This window comes from Shewanella sp. SR43-4 (assembly GCF_014163845.1).
Classification (GTDB): Bacteria; Pseudomonadota; Gammaproteobacteria; order Enterobacterales; family Shewanellaceae; genus Shewanella; species Shewanella vesiculosa.
The window spans coordinates 116,900-136,369 of record NZ_JACJEB010000007.1; the positions used below are offsets into that span (position 1 = coordinate 116,900).

General features: G+C 40.9%; 14 protein-coding genes and 1 tRNA gene. 14 read left to right on the plus strand and 1 reads right to left on the minus strand.

Annotation, left to right across the window (positions count from 1 at the left end):
• Nucleotides 1-11: 11 nt before the first annotated feature.
• The 7 genes from H5123_RS09980 (at nucleotide 12) to rpsO (ending at nucleotide 6,777) form a co-directional block, all read left to right on the plus strand.
• Nucleotides 12-87 (plus strand) — tRNA-Met (locus H5123_RS09980).
• Between the two features lie 169 nt (nucleotides 88-256).
• Nucleotides 257-712, plus strand: a complete 456-nt coding sequence (gene rimP / locus H5123_RS09985; RefSeq protein ID WP_124017637.1) for a ribosome maturation factor RimP — start codon at nucleotides 257-259, stop codon at nucleotides 710-712.
• A 31-nt stretch (nucleotides 713-743) separates the two neighbouring features.
• Nucleotides 744-2,243 (plus strand): transcription termination factor NusA, encoded by a 1,500-nt coding sequence (nusA, locus tag H5123_RS09990; protein ID WP_124017636.1) that lies wholly within the window; start codon nucleotides 744-746, stop codon nucleotides 2,241-2,243.
• Nucleotides 2,244-2,268: 25 nt separating this feature from the next.
• Complete coding sequence (infB, locus tag H5123_RS09995) at nucleotides 2,269-4,914, plus strand: translation initiation factor IF-2 (RefSeq protein ID WP_124017635.1); 2,646 nt, start codon at nucleotides 2,269-2,271, stop codon at nucleotides 4,912-4,914.
• Between the two features lie 66 nt (nucleotides 4,915-4,980).
• Nucleotides 4,981-5,412 (plus strand): 30S ribosome-binding factor RbfA, encoded by a 432-nt coding sequence (gene rbfA, locus H5123_RS10000; RefSeq protein WP_182697863.1) that lies wholly within the window; start codon nucleotides 4,981-4,983, stop codon nucleotides 5,410-5,412.
• On the plus strand, nucleotides 5,412-6,365 hold the full coding sequence (truB, locus tag H5123_RS10005) for a tRNA pseudouridine(55) synthase TruB (RefSeq protein WP_124017633.1): 954 nt from the start codon (nucleotides 5,412-5,414) through the stop codon (nucleotides 6,363-6,365). The genes rbfA and truB overlap by 1 nt, the downstream gene beginning before the upstream one ends.
• 142 nt (nucleotides 6,366-6,507) lie before the next feature.
• Nucleotides 6,508-6,777, plus strand: coding sequence for a 30S ribosomal protein S15 (rpsO, locus tag H5123_RS10010; RefSeq protein WP_124017632.1), 270 nt, complete (start codon nucleotides 6,508-6,510; stop codon nucleotides 6,775-6,777).
• 561 nt (nucleotides 6,778-7,338) lie between these two features.
• Here the strand turns inward: rpsO and H5123_RS10015 are convergent.
• Entirely contained in the window at nucleotides 7,339-9,375 is a 2,037-nt protein-coding gene (locus tag H5123_RS10015; RefSeq protein WP_124017631.1) for a bifunctional diguanylate cyclase/phosphodiesterase, read from the minus strand.
• Nucleotides 9,376-9,772: 397 nt separating this feature from the next.
• Here H5123_RS10015 and pnp point away from each other — a divergent pair, with 397 nt between their 5' ends.
• The 7 genes from pnp (at nucleotide 9,773) to deoC (ending at nucleotide 19,414) form a co-directional block, all read left to right on the plus strand.
• Entirely contained in the window at nucleotides 9,773-11,869 is a 2,097-nt protein-coding gene (pnp, locus tag H5123_RS10020; protein ID WP_124017630.1) for a polyribonucleotide nucleotidyltransferase, read from the plus strand.
• Between the two features lie 143 nt (nucleotides 11,870-12,012).
• Complete coding sequence (gene nlpI, locus H5123_RS10025; RefSeq protein ID WP_182697864.1) at nucleotides 12,013-12,924, plus strand: lipoprotein NlpI; 912 nt, start codon at nucleotides 12,013-12,015, stop codon at nucleotides 12,922-12,924.
• Nucleotides 12,925-13,000: 76 nt separating this feature from the next.
• Entirely contained in the window at nucleotides 13,001-14,581 is a 1,581-nt protein-coding gene (gene prfC / locus H5123_RS10030) for a peptide chain release factor 3 (protein WP_182697865.1), read from the plus strand.
• 288 nt (nucleotides 14,582-14,869) lie between these two features.
• Complete coding sequence (locus tag H5123_RS10035) at nucleotides 14,870-15,631, plus strand: TatD family hydrolase (protein WP_182697866.1); 762 nt, start codon at nucleotides 14,870-14,872, stop codon at nucleotides 15,629-15,631.
• Between the two features lie 177 nt (nucleotides 15,632-15,808).
• Nucleotides 15,809-17,071 (plus strand): NupC/NupG family nucleoside CNT transporter, encoded by a 1,263-nt coding sequence (locus H5123_RS10040; RefSeq protein WP_182697867.1) that lies wholly within the window; start codon nucleotides 15,809-15,811, stop codon nucleotides 17,069-17,071.
• Nucleotides 17,072-17,425: 354 nt separating this feature from the next.
• Nucleotides 17,426-18,265, plus strand: coding sequence for an outer membrane protein OmpK (locus H5123_RS10045; RefSeq protein ID WP_124017625.1), 840 nt, complete (start codon nucleotides 17,426-17,428; stop codon nucleotides 18,263-18,265).
• Between the two features lie 375 nt (nucleotides 18,266-18,640).
• The gene (gene deoC, locus H5123_RS10050) at nucleotides 18,641-19,414 is read left to right on the plus strand and encodes a deoxyribose-phosphate aldolase (protein WP_124017624.1); all 774 of its coding nucleotides are present in this window, start codon (nucleotides 18,641-18,643) and stop codon (nucleotides 19,412-19,414) included.
• Nucleotides 19,415-19,470 lie beyond the last annotated feature (56 nt).

Below are 19,470 nucleotides of genomic sequence, written 5' to 3' on the forward strand. Positions count from 1 at the left end.
CATACAGTTGACGCGGGGTGGAGCAGTTGGTAGCTCGTCGGGCTCATAACCCGAAGGTCGTCGGTTCAAGTCCGGCCCCCGCAACCAGCTCCTTGTAATTTAATTTCGTTAGAAAATAAATTACAATTTACAGGTTTTATAATAAAATAACCTCGTGATTACGGGGTTTTTTGTTATATGAACTTTTAAATATCCGTGTTTTATGCGGGTTGCAATGGGGCTATTAGCCCTTTTTTTGTTTTTTTGGGGGTCATTTTTGGCAACAATAGAATCCAAGCTTGTTGAAATGTTAACAGTACCTGTTGAAGCATTAGGCTTTAAACTATGGGGCATTGAATATATTCAAGCTGGTCGTCATTCAATTTTACGTGTTTTTATTGATCACGAGAATGGCATCAATATTGAAGATTGTGCAGCAGCCAGTCGTCAAGTTAGCGCAGTTATGGATGTTGAAGACCCTATTTCTACAGAATACACATTAGAAGTATCTTCACCTGGCGTAGATAGACCGTTATTTACCGCCGAGCAATATGCTGCCTATAAAGGTGAGGATGCAAAAATACAACTGACTATGCCTGTTGCGGGTAGTCGTAATTTAAAAGGCGTCATCAATAGTGTTGATGGGCAAATGCTCACCATAACCGTTGATGGTAAAGACTTGATTGTTGCTTTGGATAATATCCGTAAAGGCAGCATTATCGCTAAGTTTTGATAGTTTCAGGTGAAGGACGAGGCAAGACCAAATGAATAAAGAGATCCTGCTAGTCGCAGAAGCGGTTTCCAATGAGAAAGGCCTTCCGCGCGAGAAGATTTTCGAAGCGCTAGAAATTGCACTGGCTACCGCAACAAAGAAAAAATACGAAGGCGATATTGAAGTTCGCGTTGCGATTGATCGTAAAACCGGTCACTACGATACTTTCCGTCGTTGGATGGTTGTTGACGATCATGGCGAGGCTTTGGAAAACCCATATAGCGAAATTACCTTCGAAGCCGCTCGTTATGAAGAGCCAGAGATTCAAGTTGGTGAGTATATCGAAGATCAAATCGACTCTGTCGCATTTGACCGTATTACTACACAAACTGCTAAACAAGTTATCGTGCAAAAAGTACGTGAAGCTGAACGTGCACAAATTGTTGAACAATTTATTGAACGTGAAGGTGAGATTGTTACTGGTGTTGTTAAGAAAAGCACCCGTGAAAGCGTGGTTGTTGATTTAGGTAATAATGCTGATGGCGTATTATTTAAAGAAGATTTAATCAGCCGTGAATCTTTCCGTCCTGGTGACCGTGTGCGTGCATTATTGTACTCAGTTCGTCCAGAAGCTCGCGGTGCGCAGTTATTTTTAACTCGTAGCAAGCCAGAAATGCTGATTGAGCTATTTCGGGTTGAAGTGCCAGAAATTTACGACGAATTGATTGAAGTGATGGGTGCTGCTCGTGATCCAGGCGCTCGTGCTAAAATAGCCGTTAAATCAAATGACCGTCGTATCGATCCAATTGGTGCTTGTGTTGGTATGCGTGGTGCTCGAGTGCAAGCCGTATCAAACGAGTTAGGCGGCGAGCGTGTTGATATCGTGTTGTGGGATGATAATCCAGCGCAATATGTGATCAATGCCATGGCGCCAGCTGATGTTGCCTCTATCATTGTCGACGAAGACAATCATTCGATGGATATTGCTGTTGAAGCAGACAGTTTGGCACAAGCTATTGGTCGTAACGGCCAGAACGTACGTTTAGCGACTCAACTGACTGGTTGGGAACTGAACGTAATGACAGTTGAAGACATGAACAAAAAACACCAAGCCGAAAGCGCTAAGGTGATTGACTTGTTTGTGGCTTATCTAGATGTAGATCAAGATTTTGCAGCCGTATTGGCTGATGAGGGATTCACTTCGTTAGAAGAGATCGCTTATGTTCCAGAATCTGAGCTATTAGCAATAGAAGGTTTCGACGAAGGAATCGTTGAAGCATTACGTGAACGTGCAAAGGCCGCTATCTCTACAAGAGCATTAGCGTCTGAAGAAGCGTTAGATGGTGCAGAGCCAAGTGATGATTTATTAGCATTGGAAGGATTAGAAAGACATTTAGCTTATGTTCTAGCGAGCAAAGGCGTAGTGACTTTAGAAGACTTGGCCGAGCAAGGTATTGACGATTTAATTGATATTGAAGAATTAACAGAAGAAAAAGCAGGTGAGCTCATCATGGCTGCCCGCAATATCTGTTGGTTTGGCGAAGAAGCATAAGTCGATCAACAGGGGGATTTAATTGATGGCAGATACAAGTGTAGAAAAATTAGCAGCGGAAGTGGGAAAATCAGTTGATCGATTAATCGAACAATTCTCAGATGCTGGTATAAGCAAAAAACAACTCGATACTGTTTCAGAAAAAGAGAAGCAACAGCTTCTTGATTTTCTAAAAAAACAGCATGGTGCAGATTCAGTACCGACTAAAATGACATTGCAACGTAAAACCGTGTCTACGTTAAGTGTTGCAAGCACTGGCGGTCAGTCGAAAGACGTTAAAGTAGAAGTACGTAAGAAACGTACTTTTGTTAAGCGTGATGATGCAGAATTAGCCAAACAAGCTGAATTAGAAGCTCAAGCAAAAGCCAAAGCAGATGCTGAAGCTCAAGTAAGAGTGGAAGCTGAAGCAAAAGCAGCGGCAGAAGCGAAAGCTAATGCTGAAGCAAAGAAAAAAGCGGAAGCAGAAGCCAAATTGAAATCAGAAAAAGTAAAGTCTGAACCTAAAGTAACTAAAGTTGCTGACCCAGAAACTGCAGCAGCAAAAGCTGAAGCCGAGCGTTTAAAAGCGACTCAAGAAGCTGTGTTAACTCAGAAGCAAAAAGATGAAGCCGCCAAAGCAGCTGAAACAGCACGTCTACTTGCTGAAGTAAACTCAAAGCGTTGGGCTGAAGAAGAACGTCAACGTTTAGATGCAGAAAAGAACGGTGATCACCATATCACCACATCTAAAGTTGCTCGTGCAGCTGAAGACAGTTCTGATGCCGATGATGAAAAACGTGGTCGTCGTGCTCGCAACAAAAATGCCAACAAAAAACGTGGCGGAAAAGATGCGCGTGACGGTCGTGAAAAACACATGCGTAACCGCAGCACAGCACCAGAATCTATGGCGCACGGTTTTAATAAACCCGCTGCAGCAGTTAGTCGTGATGTACGCATCGGTGAAACCGTAACTGTATCTGAATTAGCGCATTTAATGGCAATCAAAGCCACTGTTATCATCAAGCAAATGATGAAAATGGGCTCTATGGTGACGATTAACCAAGTACTTGACCAAGAAACCGCTCAAATGGTTGCTGAAGAGTTAGGTCATAAGGTTGTGCTGATTCGTGAAAACGAGCTTGAGCATCAAGTACTAAAAGATCGCGATGACAACATCCAACTAGAGTCTCGTGCTCCTGTTGTGACTATCATGGGTCACGTTGACCATGGTAAGACGTCATTACTTGATTATATTCGTCGTGCGAAAGTTGCTGCTGGCGAAGCCGGTGGTATTACTCAGCATATTGGTGCATACCACGTTGAAACTGAAAACGGCATGATCACTTTCCTTGATACTCCTGGTCACGCGGCGTTTACGTCAATGCGTGCTCGTGGTGCTAAGGCGACTGATATTGTTATTTTGGTTGTTGCTGCCGATGATGGCGTAATGCCACAAACGATTGAAGCGATTCAACATGCTAAAGCGGGTAACGTACCGTTAATCGTAGCTGTTAACAAAATGGATAAGCCAGATGCTGATCCAGAGCGTGTTAAGAGTGAGCTGTCTCAACATGGCATCATGTCAGATGATTGGGGCGGAGATAACATGTTCGTTCACGTATCAGCCAAAACTGGTATGGGCGTTGACGAATTGTTAGAAGGTATCTTACTTCAATCTGAAGTATTAGAACTTAAAGCAGTACGTGATGGTATGGCTGCAGGTGTTGTTATTGAATCACAACTTGATAAAGGTCGTGGTCCTGTGGCAACTATCTTGGTTCAAGAAGGTACGTTACGCCAAGGTGATATCGTTTTATGTGGTTTAGAGTACGGTAAAATCCGTGCGATGAAAGACGAAAATGGTCATTCAATTACTGAAGCGGGTCCTTCTATTCCGGTTGAAATTTTAGGTCTCTCTGGTGTGCCTTCTGCGGGTGATGAAGCCACTGTTGTACGTGATGAACGTAAAGCTCGTGAAGTCGCTTTATATCGTCAAGGTAAATTCCGTGATGTTAAGTTAGCGCGTCAGCAGAAGTCTAAACTAGAAAACATGTTTGCCAACATGGAAGAAGGCGAAGTACAAGAGCTTAACATCGTACTTAAAGCTGATGTTCAAGGTTCTCTTGAAGCGATTTGCGAATCTTTAGCTAAACTGTCAACAGCTGAAGTTAAAGTGAACATTATTGCTCGCGGTGTTGGTGCATTAACCGAAACCGACGCAACATTAGCCGCTGCTTCAAATGCGATTCTTGTTGGTTTCAACGTCCGTGCTGATGCACAGGCTCGCAAAACCATAGATTCAGAAAGTGTCGATTTACGTTATTACAGCATCATCTACAACCTAATTGATGAAGTTCGTGCTGCAATGACAGGTATGTTAGCACCTGAGTTTAGACAAGAAATTATCGGCCTTGCAGAAGTTCGTGATGTATTTAAGTCTCCTAAAATCGGCGCTATTGCAGGTTGTATGGTTACCGAAGGTATCGTTAAACGTAGCGCACCAATTCGTGTATTACGTGACAACGTAGTTATCTTCGAAGGTGAACTTGAGTCTTTACGTCGCTTTAAAGATGATGCTCCTGAAGTGCGTAATGGCATGGAATGTGGTATCGGTGTTAAGAACTACAATGACGTCCGAGTGGGCGATCAAATTGAAGTGTTCGAAACAGTCGAAATTGCTCGCACCTTATAAGTACCAATGGAAGGGCGGCTTTAGCCGCCCTTTTTGATTGTAGACCTAACGATATGGCATATCATCATGGCAAAAGAATTTAGTCGTACACGTCGCATTGCGCAACAGCTCCAGCAAGAACTTGCTATGGTGTTGCAACGCGATATGAAAGATCCTCGCATTGGTTTCATTACCGTAAACGATGTCGACGTTTCACGTGATTTAAGTTATGCAAAAGTGTTTGTGACCTTCTTTGAAGAAGACACTGAACTTGTTCAACAAAAAATTGATGCACTCACTGTTGCTGCACCTTATGTTCGTACTTTGGTTGCTGGGCGTATGAAATTACGCGTCATGCCTGAATTACGCTTTATTTATGATAGCTCACTGGTAGAAGGCATGCGCATGTCTAACCTAGTAACCCAAGTCATTAATAAAGATAAAGCCAAGCAACAGCAATTTACTCCAGAAATCTCTGATAACAGCGAGTCTGTTGACGGTGAAAAGGAGCAAGATTAATGGCTCGTCGCCCTAAAGGTCGCTTCATCGACGGAATAGTATTACTCGATAAAGATACTGGCATGAGCTCTAACTTTGCTCTGCAAAGAGTTAAGCGCTTTTTTAATGCCAATAAAGCGGGCCACACAGGTGCTTTGGATCCGCTAGCAACAGGAATGTTGCCTATTTGTCTTGGAGAAGCGACTAAGTTCTCTCAGCATTTATTAGACTCGGATAAACGTTATCTGGTGACGGCTAAATTGGGTGAGCGCACTGATACGAGTGATTCAGATGGCGAAGTCGTTCAGACGCGTCCTGTTAATTTTACTCAAGCACAACTCGATGAGAAACTGGCCTTTTTTCGTGGCACAACACAACAAGTACCATCAATGTATTCGGCATTAAAATACCAAGGCCAGCCTTTGTATAAGTATGCACGTGAAGGCATTGAAGTACCTCGTGAATCTCGACCAATCACTGTTTTTGAGCTTAATTTTATCAAGCTTGAAGGTGATGAGTTAACCCTAGATATTCATTGTTCTAAAGGGACTTACATACGGACCATTATTGATGATTTAGGTGAAATGTTGGGATGTGGTGCACATGTTATTATGCTGCGTCGTACTCAAGTTGCCGAATATCCGTATGAAAAAATGGTCACCTTAGCGCAATTAGAAGCGCTACTTGAGCAAGCTCATAGAGATGACGTTGCGCCTCAAACTCTGATGGACCCATTATTATTACCAATGGACACCGCGGTCGCTAATTTCCCTGAAATTAACTTGCCAGAGGCGATGCTATATTACGTCATGCAAGGCCAGGCTATTCAGGCTGCTGGACTTAAGCCTGATGAATTAGTACGTATCACTATTGGTGATGAACGTCGGTTTGTTGGTATGGGCATCATGAATGATGATGGCTTATTAGCACCAAAGCGTTTGATTGTGATCCATGATAATGCTCCTGCAGAGTAATCAGTCGGAGTTGTTGTTTGCTTTTACTGATAAATAATCGAATTTATATTGCGGTTAACCATCAATCTGGTTAAAATGCTGCCCTCGCTCTGGCTGAGTTAGTGATCGGCTTGAGATACATTTACTTTTTTTGGAGATACACATGTCACTAAGTGCTGAAGCAAAAGCAAAAATTTTAGCTGATTTTGGTCGCGGCGAAAACGATACAGGTTCAACTGAAGTTCAAGTAGCTTTGTTAACTGCTCAAATTAACCACCTTCAAAGTCACTTTAAAGAGCACATCCATGATCACCACTCTCGTCGTGGTTTATTACGTATGGTTAGTGCACGCCGTAAGCTTTCTGCTTACTTAAAGCGTACTGACGTAGCACGTTACACTGCTATGATCCAGAAGTTAGGTTTACGTCGTTAATTCGACACTCGGCTTATTTTATTAGGCTGATTAAACCATAAAAAAGGAGGCTAATAGCTTCCTTTTTTATTGCCTAAAAATGCTTGTTTTTAGCCCATCCTTTCACTGACCAGTTCCCATAATCATTTGTGGTTGTTTTTTTAGTCATACTTTGATTGATCACATCTGTATCGATATTGTCATATCTACCGAAATAGCCTTTAAGGCTTGGATAAATAATGGCCGTAGATCATGACTACATTCAACAAGAGTTAATGGGCACTTAACCGCACTTTAATCACTCCAGAGCAACTTCATCTATGTTTTGTCTTTAGGATATTTTACTCAGCTTTAAGTCTTGAAATTATTAAGAACTGAAAGAAAAAAGAATTGTGGGTTGTAATCACCCTAAACTTGGGTAACAAATACCTCGCAAGTAGCCCTTTGCCCTACTAACTTAGTTGATTTCACTTAATAAGGGAAAAGGGGGCCTTTAACAGGATTATTAGCCGCTAAATGATACTTTGCCGCTTATGGGTAAGCCGCTGACGAGATAGGTTTACTGTGGCTTATACAGAGTGTTTAAGCATGAATGACTTTAGCTGTATTACTGATAATATATTTCTCTTCAAACTCCGCTAACGGCAGTGGTTGGCTAAAGTAAAAGCCTTGACCAATCTCACATTGATTTTCTTTTAGCCATTCAAGTTGTTGAATATTTTCAATACCTTCAGCAACAATTGTCAAATCAAGTTGACGACCCAACATTAAAATAGTCGATGCGATTGCACTATCTTCAGGAAGATCACTTACAAAGGCACGATCAATCTTCATTGTTGTTATTGGCAAGTGACGTAGATAGGATAATGACGAGTATCCTGTGCCAAAATCATCGACCGCAATACCAAAACCGGCAGATTTAAGCTGTTCTAATTTAGTCACTGCTTGTTCAACATCATTCATCAGCGATGTTTCAGTAATTTCAATTTCCAGTAATTCAGGACGTATCTGGTATCGAATTGCCAGTTGCTTGATGTCGGGTACTAAACTGGCATCAGCGAATTGCTGCGATGCCACGTTCACCGCAATAGGGATCTCATAATTGTATTTACGTTGCCATTCTCGGATCACTTTGCAGCTTTGCTCGATAACCCAACGGCCAATTGGGATAATAATTCCGGTTTCTTCGGCCACAGGGATAAATGACATCGGGCTTATCAATTGACCGTCTTTTTGCCAACGGATAAGGGCTTCACATCCGACGACTTTGTTGGTTTTTAAATCAAATTTAGGTTGAAAATATAATAAGAATTCGTTGTTTTTCAATGCGTCATGTAATGAGGCTTCTGTGCGAAGTCTTATTGCCGCACGTTCAGTCATTTGTTGCTTGAAAAATGACCACTGATTAGAGCCAGCCGCTTTAGCGCTGTACATGGCGATATCGGCATGACGAATTAGGTCTTCCGCAGTGATACCGTCCTCGGGATATATAGAGATACCTATCGATGCCGCGGGATGAATTGCGTGCTCATTAAGCTGGATTGGAGTATTTAATTGAGCGAGTAATTTATCAACAAAGTCTGCCGCTTGTGAAGGTGTTTGGATCTCATCGGCTAAGATAACAAATTCATCACCGCCAAGACGAGCCACGCTGCCTCTGTCACCCACCACTCGTTCTAATATACGCGCAATACGCGCCAGAAACTGATCACCTATGGCATGGCCTAAGGAGTCATTAATATTTTTAAAGCGATCCAAGTCAATGAAGAGTAGAGCAAAATTTCGTTTGTGGACTCGAGAGCGTTGAATGGTGACATTCAATGTCTCTAATAATAAGGTCCTGTTAGGTAAGCCCGTTAATGGATCTCGGGTTGCCATTTTGCGCAGCTTATTTTGAGTTTGACTGAACTGCAATAATATTTGATTAAACTTACTGGTCACCAGTCCTAACTCATCATCTTTATGAGCTTTTGACATAGGTAACAGGTTTTCGTCAGGATAATCAGGATCAATTTTGTCAATTGCTTCGCTAATCCGAGCAATCGGTTGAGTGAGAAAACGATGAAACACTACGGTCAATACTAATGTGAGTAATAATGCTCGAGCTAATGTTGCGATAAGTCCAAGTTGTAATTGATTAAACAGTTTCGTGGTCAGCTTTTGGGTATCGTAAAAAATCGTCAGGGTGCCAATAAGCTGTTGTTGTTTGTTTCCTTCAAAATAGAAAGGACGATACAGTGGACGGGCGATTTCTTTTAGATCCCCAAACAGACGATTACTTAAGGAAACATAAGCTTTTGAGGACTCTCCGGTTTCATTTACCTCAGACACAAACAATGAACCATCATCGAGCTCGATGACTGCAGAGCCAACATTATCGACTTTTATAATGCCTTCTAGGGTTTGACTGGCAAGTTTATCATCTAACGACCATACCGCGTTGGTAGTGGTTTGTTCGACGGAATTGAGCAGCTCTTGTTGTGCCGCGGTAAGCTGTTGTTTAGCGGTAACAACGACGAGTGCTATTTCGATGATAAAAATAGCAACAGCAAAAAACAAAGCAGTAAAAACTACTAAGTTAGTTTGTTTCCATGTGAGAGACTTAAAACGAGCCGTCATGTATTATTCCATGTCATCTAAGTGACTTTTCACGTTAAATTTGCAGTTTAACAGCCTAAAACTACAAGAATTTATACTCAATATAAATTAAATCGCCAATAGGGCGAATTAATTAGTTAACTTTCACAAAAAATAATAATACTAATTACTACGACTTTAGTTAAATTCATCTCTCTTGTCATTAATAATCAAGCCAAATAGTGAACCTCATGTCATTTAATCGGAGTAAACTCGCTCATCACTGTCAAAATCGTTTGTTAATGCTGTGATCTCATCTAGGAAAATGATTATTTAAAACATTTTCTCATTCTGTATCGCGCGTCTATTTAACTATTCGGTGTAATTGAAGTATACTTGTGCGCGTAATTAAAGGTCATTAAATTAAGGAATGGGTCACGTGAATCCAATTGTAAAGAGTTTTGAGTATGGTCAACATACAGTCACCTTAGAAACAGGTGTTATTGCACGTCAAGCAGATGCTGCAGTTTTAGCAAGCATGGGCGATACCACAGTATTAGTTACTGTAGTTGGTAAAAAAGTAGCGGATTTAAGCCGTGACTTCTTCCCGCTAACTGTTAACTATCAAGAAAAAACCTATGCTGCAGGTAAAATCCCTGGTGGTTTCTTCAAGCGTGAAGGTCGTCCTTCAGAAGATGAAACTCTGATTGCACGCCTTATTGACCGTCCTATTCGTCCTTTATTCCCTAACGGTTTTAAAAACGAAGTTCAAGTTATCATCACTGTGGTGTCTGTTGACCCACAAATTGAGCCAGACATTGTTTCAATGATCGGTACCTCTGCAGCATTAGCTATTTCTGGTATTCCTTTCAGCGGTCCACTAGGTGCGGCGCGTGTTGGTTATATCAACGATGAATATGTCCTTAACCCAACGGTTGATCAGCTTGCAACAAGCTCATTAAACTTAGTCGTTGCGGGTACTAAAGCTGCTGTACTGATGGTTGAATCTGAAGCGAAAGCGCTTGCAGAAGAAATTATGCTAGGTGCGGTGACTTATGGTCATGACCAACAACAAGTCGTTGTTGATGCTATTGCTGAGTTCAAAGCAGAAGCTGGCAAGCCAACATGGGATTGGACTGCACCAGTTCAAGATCAAGTGTTAGTTGCTAAAATCAAAGAGCTTGCAGAAGCTGGCATGACAGAAGCTTATCAAATCGAAGTTAAGCAAGATCGTTATGTACAAGTTGGCATCGTTAAAGCGGCTGCCAAAGCGGCATTAGTGGCTGAAAACCCAGATGTTGATACTCGCGAAGTAGACAATCTACTTGGCAGTCTAGAGAAAAATGTTGTTCGCGGACGTATTATCAGTGGCAAGCCACGTATCGATGGTCGTGAACCAGATATGATTCGCGCATTGAGTGTTTTAGCCGGTGTACTTCCACGTACTCACGGTAGTTCATTATTTACTCGTGGTGAAACTCAAGCTTTAGTTACCTGTACTCTAGGTACTGAACGTGATGCACAAAAGATTGATAGCATCATGGGTGAGCGTACTAATCGCTTTATGCTTCATTATAACTTCCCTCCGTATTCTGTTGGTGAAACAGGTATGGTTGGCTCACCTAAGCGCCGCGAAATTGGCCATGGTAAGTTAGCATGGCGCGGTATGAATGCCGTTATGCCTTCTGCTGAAGAATTCCCATACAGCATTCGTGTTGTATCTGAAATTACTGAATCTAACGGTTCAAGCTCAATGGCTTCTGTATGTGGTACTTCATTAGCATTAATGGATGCCGGTGTACCGATTAAATCATCTGTTGCTGGTATTGCGATGGGTCTTGTTAAAGAAGGCGACGATTTTGTTGTACTTTCTGACATCTTAGGTGATGAAGATCACTTAGGTGATATGGACTTTAAAGTAGCCGGTACTCGTGATGGTATTACTGCATTGCAGATGGATATCAAAATCGAAGGTATCACTAAAGAGATCATGGATATTGCACTGCAACAAGCTTATGGCGCACGTGTTCATATCCTAAACGTAATGGATCAAGCTATTGGTTCACATCGTGACGATATTTCTGCTCACGCTCCACGTATCACCACAATCAAGATCAACCCAGAGAAGATCCGTGATGTGATTGGTAAAGGCGGCGCAGTAATTCGTGCTCTAACTGAAGAGACTGGCACAACTATTGAACTTGATGACAATGGTACTGTGAAAATTGCCTCTTCAAATGGCGAAGCTACCAAAGAAGCGATTCGTCGTATTGAAGAAATCACTGCCGAAGTTGAAGTGGGTCGTATCTATAACGGTAAAGTTATCCGTATCGTAGATTTCGGTGCATTTGTTAACATTCTACCTGGCAAAGATGGTTTAGTGCATATTTCACAAATCAGTGATGAGCGTGTTGCTAACGTATCTGATCACCTAGAGATGAACCAAGAAGTTGCTGTTAAGGTAATGGAAGTGGATCGTCAAGGTCGCGTAAGACTGTCAATTAAAGAAGCTCAAGCAAAAGAAACTGCTGAGTAATTTTTTAAAGTTTAACGACAAAAAAGGAGACCATTTGGTCTCCTTTTTTTATCTATCGAAAAATAATCGTTAATGCACATGGCTCTTAGATTGCCAGATTGCTATGATGTTGAATATTAATAGAACCTGATAAGGTAAAGCGGATGGAATGTAAGCTACGCACCACAATCGTTGCCGTTGTTGTTGGTGCAAGTATGATGTTGTCAGGTTGTGCTGCAACGTTAGGTTCAAATGATGATACTGCAGGGCAGATGATTGTTGCTCCTGTCATGCCAGACTATAAGTTAGAAGTGACGCTGGCAAAGCTAAATGAAATTTTGGCTACCATGGAATTAACTGACGAACAGCGTGCACGTTTTCATTATGATCGCGGCGTCATATATGACAGTGTAGGACTGCGTTTACTGGGTCGAATTGATTTCCATCAAGCATTAAAGTTGCAACCCGATTTAGCGGATGCATATAATTTCTTGGGTATTTATTATACTCAAGAAGGTGAGTTTGACAGTGCCTATGAAGCATTTGATGGGGTACTGGAACTGTCACCAAACTATGATTATGCCTTCTTAAATCGTGGCATCGCGTTATATTATGGCGAGCGTTACCAATTAGCTGTGAGTGACATGCAAGCGTTTTATGATCGAGACCCTACTGATGGTTATCGTGTACTTTGGCTCTATTTGATGGCTTCAGAGGTCGATAAAAATAACGCGTTAATCGATTTAGCGACGCAACGAAAACAATTAAATAATCAACAATGGTCAAGTGTGTTGGTTGATTTTTACTTAGGTAAAATGAGTCAAGAGCAAGTATTTTCAGCGGCGAAAGTGGGCTTGTCTCAACCAAAAGAATATGCAGAGCGTTTATGTGAAGCGTATTTTTACTTAGCTAAGCATGCTGCTGCAAATGGCCAATATCAGCAAGCTGCTAATTTTTATCGGTTAACCTTAGCGACCAACATTTATGATTTTGTTGAACATCGTTATGCCAGAATTGAATTAGCTAAAATGAAAAATATAATACTACAGTCTTCCGAATTATCCTCGAAAAGCTAAAAAACACTTTGCCTAGCCAATTCTGCCGATAGGCGCTATAATTTGCGCCTTTTTTAGCGGCTAGTGCAAGGTTAACATGTCAGGCAATAAAGTTGAGGTCGACAAGCGTCGTACCTTCGCCATCATTTCGCACCCCGATGCGGGTAAAACCACCATCACCGAAAAAGTACTTTTATTCGGAAATGCCTTACAAAAGGCTGGAACGGTAAAAGGCAAAAAGTCTGGTCAACATGCTAAATCTGACTGGATGGAAATGGAAAAAGATCGTGGTATTTCTATTACCACCTCTGTTATGCAGTTTCCTTACGGTGGCGCACTAATCAATTTACTTGATACACCTGGTCACGAAGACTTTTCTGAAGATACTTATCGTACCCTGACTGCGGTCGACTCGTGTTTAATGGTGATTGACTCCGCTAAAGGTGTTGAAGATCGAACCATTAAATTAATGGAAGTGACCCGTTTACGCGATACGCCTATTGTGACGTTCATGAATAAATGTGACCGTGATATTCGCGATCCTATAGAGTTAATGGATGAAGTTGAAGCGATTTTAAAGATAGCTTGTGCCCCTATTACTTGGCCGATTGGCTCAGGTAAAGAGTTCAAAGGTGTATATCACATTTTACGTGATGAAGTTATTTTATACCAAAGTGGTATGGGTCATACCATTCAAGAAGAACGTATTATTAAAGGATTGCACAATCCTGAGCTTGATAATGTACTGGGCTCTTATGCGTCTGAAATTCGTGATGAAATGGAGCTGGTTGCTGGTGCTTCACATGAATTTGATCAGCAAGCCTTTCTTAAAGGTGAGCTGACCCCTGTTTACTTTGGTACAGCCTTAGGTAACTTCGGTGTCGATCATATTCTAGACGGTATCGTCGAGTGGGCACCTAAACCGTTACCGCGTGAAAGTGATGCACGCAACGTGACGCCTGATGAAGAAAAGTTCTCAGGATTTATCTTCAAAATTCAAGCCAACATGGACCCTAAACACCGTGACCGCGTTGCTTTTATGCGTGTTTGCTCGGGTCGGTATGAGCAAGGCATGAAAATGCACCACGTTCGCATTGGTAAAGATGTTAATGTCAGTGATGCATTAACCTTTATGGCAGGGGATCGTGCCCGTGCTGAAGCGGCATATCCTGGTGATATTATTGGATTGCATAATCACGGCACCATGCGTATTGGTGATACCTTTACCCAAGGCGAAAAGTTTCGCTTTACGGGTGTACCTAACTTTGCTCCAGAAATGTTCCGCCGTATTCGTTTAAAAGATCCACTGAAACAAAAGCAGCTCCTCAAAGGACTAGTGCAATTATCTGAAGAAGGCGCTGTGCAGGTCTTTAGACCTCTAGACTCTAACGATTTAATTGTTGGAGCGGTTGGTGTGCTGCAGTTTGAAGTGGTTGTTGGACGCTTAAAAAGTGAATACAACGTCGAAGCCATTTACGAAGGTATCAGTGTGAGTACTGCTCGCTGGGTGTATTGCAACGATGAGCGTAAACTAGAAGAGTTTCGTCGTAAGTGTAGTCAGAATTTAGCCCTTGATGGTGGTGATAATCTTACCTATATTGCGCCTACTATGGTGAATTTAAACCTATCAATGGAACGTTATCCTGATATTGAGTTTGCCAAAACTCGAGAGCATTAATTGTTATAGTAAATGTTTCATGTATGTTAATAAAAGGTGGCTTTGCCGCCTTTTTTATTACTATTTTTAAGTAGATATTTGACTGAGCAAAGCTGTTTTTAAGCTTTTATTGGTAACATCTTGGCAAAATTGCATCTTATGAAACGCTGAGATGACGTTGACACAGAAAAATAAATTCAGTTGTGCACCAAGGATGAGCGATCATGGGAGTGGCATGTCAATATATGAGTCTATTGTCACTTAACATGATATCCGTAATTAATATCAGTAATAGCAGAGCGTGATCTTATGATTGATACCCATGCACATCTCGACATGGCAGAGTTTGATAATGATAGAACACAATTATTTGATGCTATGCATGAAAGTGGTATTACTTCGGTTATTTTACCGGGAGTATCAGCAGAAAAGTGGCCGCAGCAAATTCATATTGCAGATAAATTTGATTGTTATTTTTCGCTTGGAATTCATCCTTGGTTTGTCCCAGATGACATTGATGCAGCGATAATGAAGCTTGATGCAATGTTACAGCAATATAGCAATAATAAGCGTTTGGTGGCGATTGGAGAGTGTGGCCTAGATAAATTGCATCACTGGTCAGATAACCAATTGTTGTTACTTGAAAAACAATTATTACTGGCACAAAATTATCAATTGCCTGTCATTTTACATGCCGTGAAAGCGCATCAACAATTATTGACAATGTTAGCGCGTTTTAAATTGATAAAGGGTGGTGTGGTGCATGGTTTTTATGGCAACACTGATATAGCCAAACGCTATGTTTCGCTCGGTTTTAAATTAGGTGTTGGTGCTTTAATACTCAATCCTAGTGCGAAAAAGCTTCGTGAAACAGTGGTTAATTTACCCCTAGAACACTTTTTATTAGAAACAGATTCACCTAGCATGCCTCCGTTTGATCAACCTAAATCACGAAATACTCCCCTTATATTGCCTCGAATTGTGTCCGAAATCGCATTTTTAAAGAAAAAAACCACTGTCTGTATATTAGAACAGTTGAATAAAAATGCTTTGCAACTGTTTGAGCTTTAATTGTTTTTTTATGAACACAACATTATTAATTGTTTTTAATGTCGTAAGGGTTTGAAATTAAAGTTTAAAAACTTGATCAAAACGACGCTTTTCGTTTCACGCTCAGTTATAATCGTCAGCGGAAATTAGGTGAGTTAACAACATTCAAAAAAACTGTTAACAAAAGGGTGATGATTAATGGATATAATAATGAGTTTAGTAGGGGTGGTCACCTTACTATTGATAGGTTTTGCACTATCAAATAATAGAAAAGCAATTAATGTTCGTACTGTTGGTGGTGCTTTAGCTATTCAAGCATTCTTCGCAGGTTTTGTTTTATATGTTCCAGTCGGTAAAGATATTCTGAAAGGTGTTTCAGATGCGGTATCAAGTGTGATTAGTTATGCACAAGCCGGTACTAGCTTCTTATTTGGTGATTTAGCTAACTTTAAAGTTGGTTTTATTTTTGCTATCAACGTATTACCTGTCATTATTTTCTTCTCTTCTCTAATTGCAGTGCTTTACTATTTAGGCATTATGCAGTGGGTTATCCGTATTATCGGTGGCGCTTTACAAAAAGCACTCGGTACTAGCCGCACTGAATCAATGTCAGCAACAGCGAACATTTTCGTTGGTCAAACTGAAGCACCATTAGTTGTGCGTCCGTTTATTGCGACAATGACACAATCTGAATTATTCGCCATCATGGTGGGCGGTCTAGCTTCTATTGCAGGTTCTGTATTAGCTGGTTACGCGCAAATGGGTGTTCCAATTGCATATTTAGTTGCTGCATCATTCATGGCTGCTCCTGGTGGTCTGTTAATGGCTAAATTGATGCACCCAGAAACAGAAGCTGCTATCAACGAAATGGACGATTTACCAGATGATCCTGATAAGCCAGCAAACGTGTTAGATGCTGCTGCTTCAGGCGCTGCATCAGGTATGCATTTAGCATTAAACGTTGGTGCTATGTTGATCGCATTCGTTGGGTTAATCGCCATGATCAACGGTATCATCGGTGGTGTAACGGGTTGGTTCGGTTTAGAGGGTATTACTCTTGAACTCATCCTTGGTTATATCTTTATGCCTTTAGCATTCTTAATCGGTGTACCTTGGAATGAAGCGCTTGTTGCTGGTTCTTTCATCGGTCAAAAGATTGTTGTTAACGAATTTGTTGCTTACTTAAATTTTGCTCCGTATCTACTTGATGCTTCAGCAGAAGGTTTCAAAGTTGTAGCAGAAACTGGTGTAATGATGTCTGACCGCACTAAAGCGATTATCTCTTTCGCCCTATGTGGTTTTGCTAACTTATCTTCAATTGCAATTTTACTTGGTGGTTTAGGTGCTATGGCTCCTTCACGTCGCCATGACCTTGCTAAATTAGGTATCCGTGCTGTTATCGCTGGTTCATTAGCTAACTTAATGAGCGCGACATTAGCCGGTTTATTCTTAGCTATCTAAGAGTAAGTCCAGGGGGAATACCCCAATAACTGGGTCTTTAGCTTAATCCATATTAGAGACCCAGTTTATAATAAAGTTGTTATTGATTTTGTGTTAATCCACCGTTTCCCAATACGAAGTTATGCCGTTTTATTGATTGCGAAAGAGGATGTATTAAATCCTCTAGTCAAAATTAAAATGTCAAATTGTGAATAGAGTGTAGACAAATAGTCGCGACATTGTTCACAAAAAAGAATTTTGTATTCGTTTTTTATCGATTAAATATTGAGATTAATATCAGTAACGGTAAAATGCGAATGATTAAAAAGAAGTGCTATCCACGAAGATAGTTTAATAATATACATGGGGTTGATGATGAAAAATGTAAAAATGTTAGCTTTAGCCGGTGCAACAGTTGCTGCTATTTCTGGTAATGCTTTTGCTGCAGACCGCAGCGATCTTCACGGTACTGATTACAAGTGGATGCAGTTTAACGCTATGTACTCTATCGGTGAAAAGCCAGATAACCCAGCTTCAGGTGATCAACATAACTACCTAGAAATGGAGTTTGGTGGTCGTTCTGGTGTTGTAGATTTATACGGTTATGTTGATGTATTCAACTTAGCTAATGAAACGTCTGACAATGGTGACAAGAACCCAGGTTCTGGCACTAGCAAATTGTTTATGAAGTTTGCTCCACGTTTCTCTATCGATGCTATTACAGGTAAAGATTTATCTTTTGGCCCAATCCAAGAAGTATATTTCTCTACTTTGTTTAACTGGGATGGTCTTAACGGCGAAGGCGTTAACTCTACATTCTGGGGTGTTGGTGCTGACGTAAATGTACCTTGGTTAGGCAAAACTGGTATGAACCTTTACGGTTTCTACGACATGAATGCTAAAGAGTGGAACGGATATCAGTTCTCAGCTAACTGGTTCAAACCTTTCTACTTCTTTGATAACAAGAGCTTCTTGTCATTCCAAGGTTATGTTGATTATCAATTTGGTGCAGACGCAGTTGACGACATGTTCGTTCCTAAGACTTCAAGCGGTGGTAACATCTTCTTTGGTCTATACTGGCACTCAGATCGTTACGCTCTTGGTTATGGCTTAAAAGGCTTCAAAGACGTATACCTACTTGAAGATGAAGGCGGAATCGTTGGCCTAGAATCTACAGGTTGGTCACATTACCTAACAGCAACTTACAAGTTCTAAGATAGGTATAGTGCATGTTAGAGTCGCATTTGCGGCTCTAACTTTTCCACTATAAGACAGCCGCGAATTTTTATTTAAAACTATTAAGTTAACAATATTTTTATATAAAGGTTTGTACTCTACAAAGTTGTATCTTTACGCGCTAAAATGGATTTTTCGCGGAATTGTTGAAACAAATGTCTTTGTTTTTTCTTTTCCGGTCTTCAAGGATTCAAGTCGTGGTACTCGTTATCAGATTGAATACTTAGGTTAGTAAATATTATCTAGATTTACTGGCAACACTGAAGGCCCGGCCATAATAATAATCATATGCCCATTCTATAGTGTTGCCTGAAAAAAATTATCGACTTTGATTTTTCGTTTCGGAGAGCAATTATGACTGATTTAAAAAAAGCAGCGTTACGCGGTATTTCATTAATGGATTTAACCACATTAAATGACGATGATACCGATCAAAAAGTGATCGACTTATGCCATAAAGCGAAGTCTGCTGCTGGTAATACAGCTGCGATTTGTATTTATCCTCGCTTTATTCCTATTGCACGTAAAACCCTTAATGAGCTTGATTGTGAAGACATTAAGATTGCGACTGTGACTAACTTCCCACACGGTAATGATGATATCGCTATCGCTGTATTAGAAACTCGTGCTGCCGTTGCTTATGGTGCCGATGAGGTTGATGTTGTCTTTCCATACCGTGCATTAATGGAAGGTAATGAGACTGTTGGCTTTGAACTGGTTAAAGCGTGTAAAGAAGAGTGTGGTGACGATGTATTGTTGAAAGTCATTATCGAATCTGGTGAGTTAAAAGATCCTGCTCTTATTCGTAAAGCTTCTGAATTATCAATTGATGCTGGCGCTAACTTTATTAAAACATCAACCGGTAAAGTGGCGGTTAATGCCACTCTTGAAGCGGCTGAAATTATGTTGACCGTGATTAGCGAAAAAGATCGTCAAGTTGGTTTTAAGCCTGCTGGCGGCGTGCGTGATGCGGCTCAAACAGCAGAGTTTTTAGATCTGGCTGAACGTATTTTGGGTGCTGATTGGGTTAGTCCACAGACTTTCCGCTTTGGTGCTTCTAGCTTATTAAATAGCTTGCTGCATACATTAGAGCTAACTGAAGCACCGAAACCGACTTCAGGTTACTAATTGGCATAATGTATTAACAGCCACTTTGCATAACGAATCATCGTTATGCAAAGCGT

Bases quoted from the DNA above. Each gene is read 5' to 3' on its own strand.
- nusA (WP_124017636.1), top strand. From the start codon at position 744: ATGAATAAAGAGATCCTGCTAGTCGCAGAAGCGGTTTCCAATGAGAAA.
- infB (WP_124017635.1), top strand. From the start codon at position 2,269: ATGGCAGATACAAGTGTAGAAAAATTAGCAGCGGAAGTGGGAAAATCA.
- rbfA (WP_182697863.1), top strand. From the start codon at position 4,981: ATGGCAAAAGAATTTAGTCGTACACGTCGCATTGCGCAACAGCTCCAG.
- truB (WP_124017633.1), top strand. From the start codon at position 5,412: ATGGCTCGTCGCCCTAAAGGTCGCTTCATCGACGGAATAGTATTACTC.
- rpsO (WP_124017632.1), top strand. From the start codon at position 6,508: ATGTCACTAAGTGCTGAAGCAAAAGCAAAAATTTTAGCTGATTTTGGT.
- H5123_RS10015 (WP_124017631.1), bottom strand. From the start codon at position 9,375: ATGACGGCTCGTTTTAAGTCTCTCACATGGAAACAAACTAACTTAGTA.
- nlpI (WP_182697864.1), top strand. From the start codon at position 12,013: ATGGAATGTAAGCTACGCACCACAATCGTTGCCGTTGTTGTTGGTGCA.
- prfC (WP_182697865.1), top strand. From the start codon at position 13,001: ATGTCAGGCAATAAAGTTGAGGTCGACAAGCGTCGTACCTTCGCCATC.
- H5123_RS10035 (WP_182697866.1), top strand. From the start codon at position 14,870: ATGATTGATACCCATGCACATCTCGACATGGCAGAGTTTGATAATGAT.
- H5123_RS10040 (WP_182697867.1), top strand. From the start codon at position 15,809: ATGGATATAATAATGAGTTTAGTAGGGGTGGTCACCTTACTATTGATA.
- H5123_RS10045 (WP_124017625.1), top strand. From the start codon at position 17,426: ATGAAAAATGTAAAAATGTTAGCTTTAGCCGGTGCAACAGTTGCTGCT.
- deoC (WP_124017624.1), top strand. From the start codon at position 18,641: ATGACTGATTTAAAAAAAGCAGCGTTACGCGGTATTTCATTAATGGAT.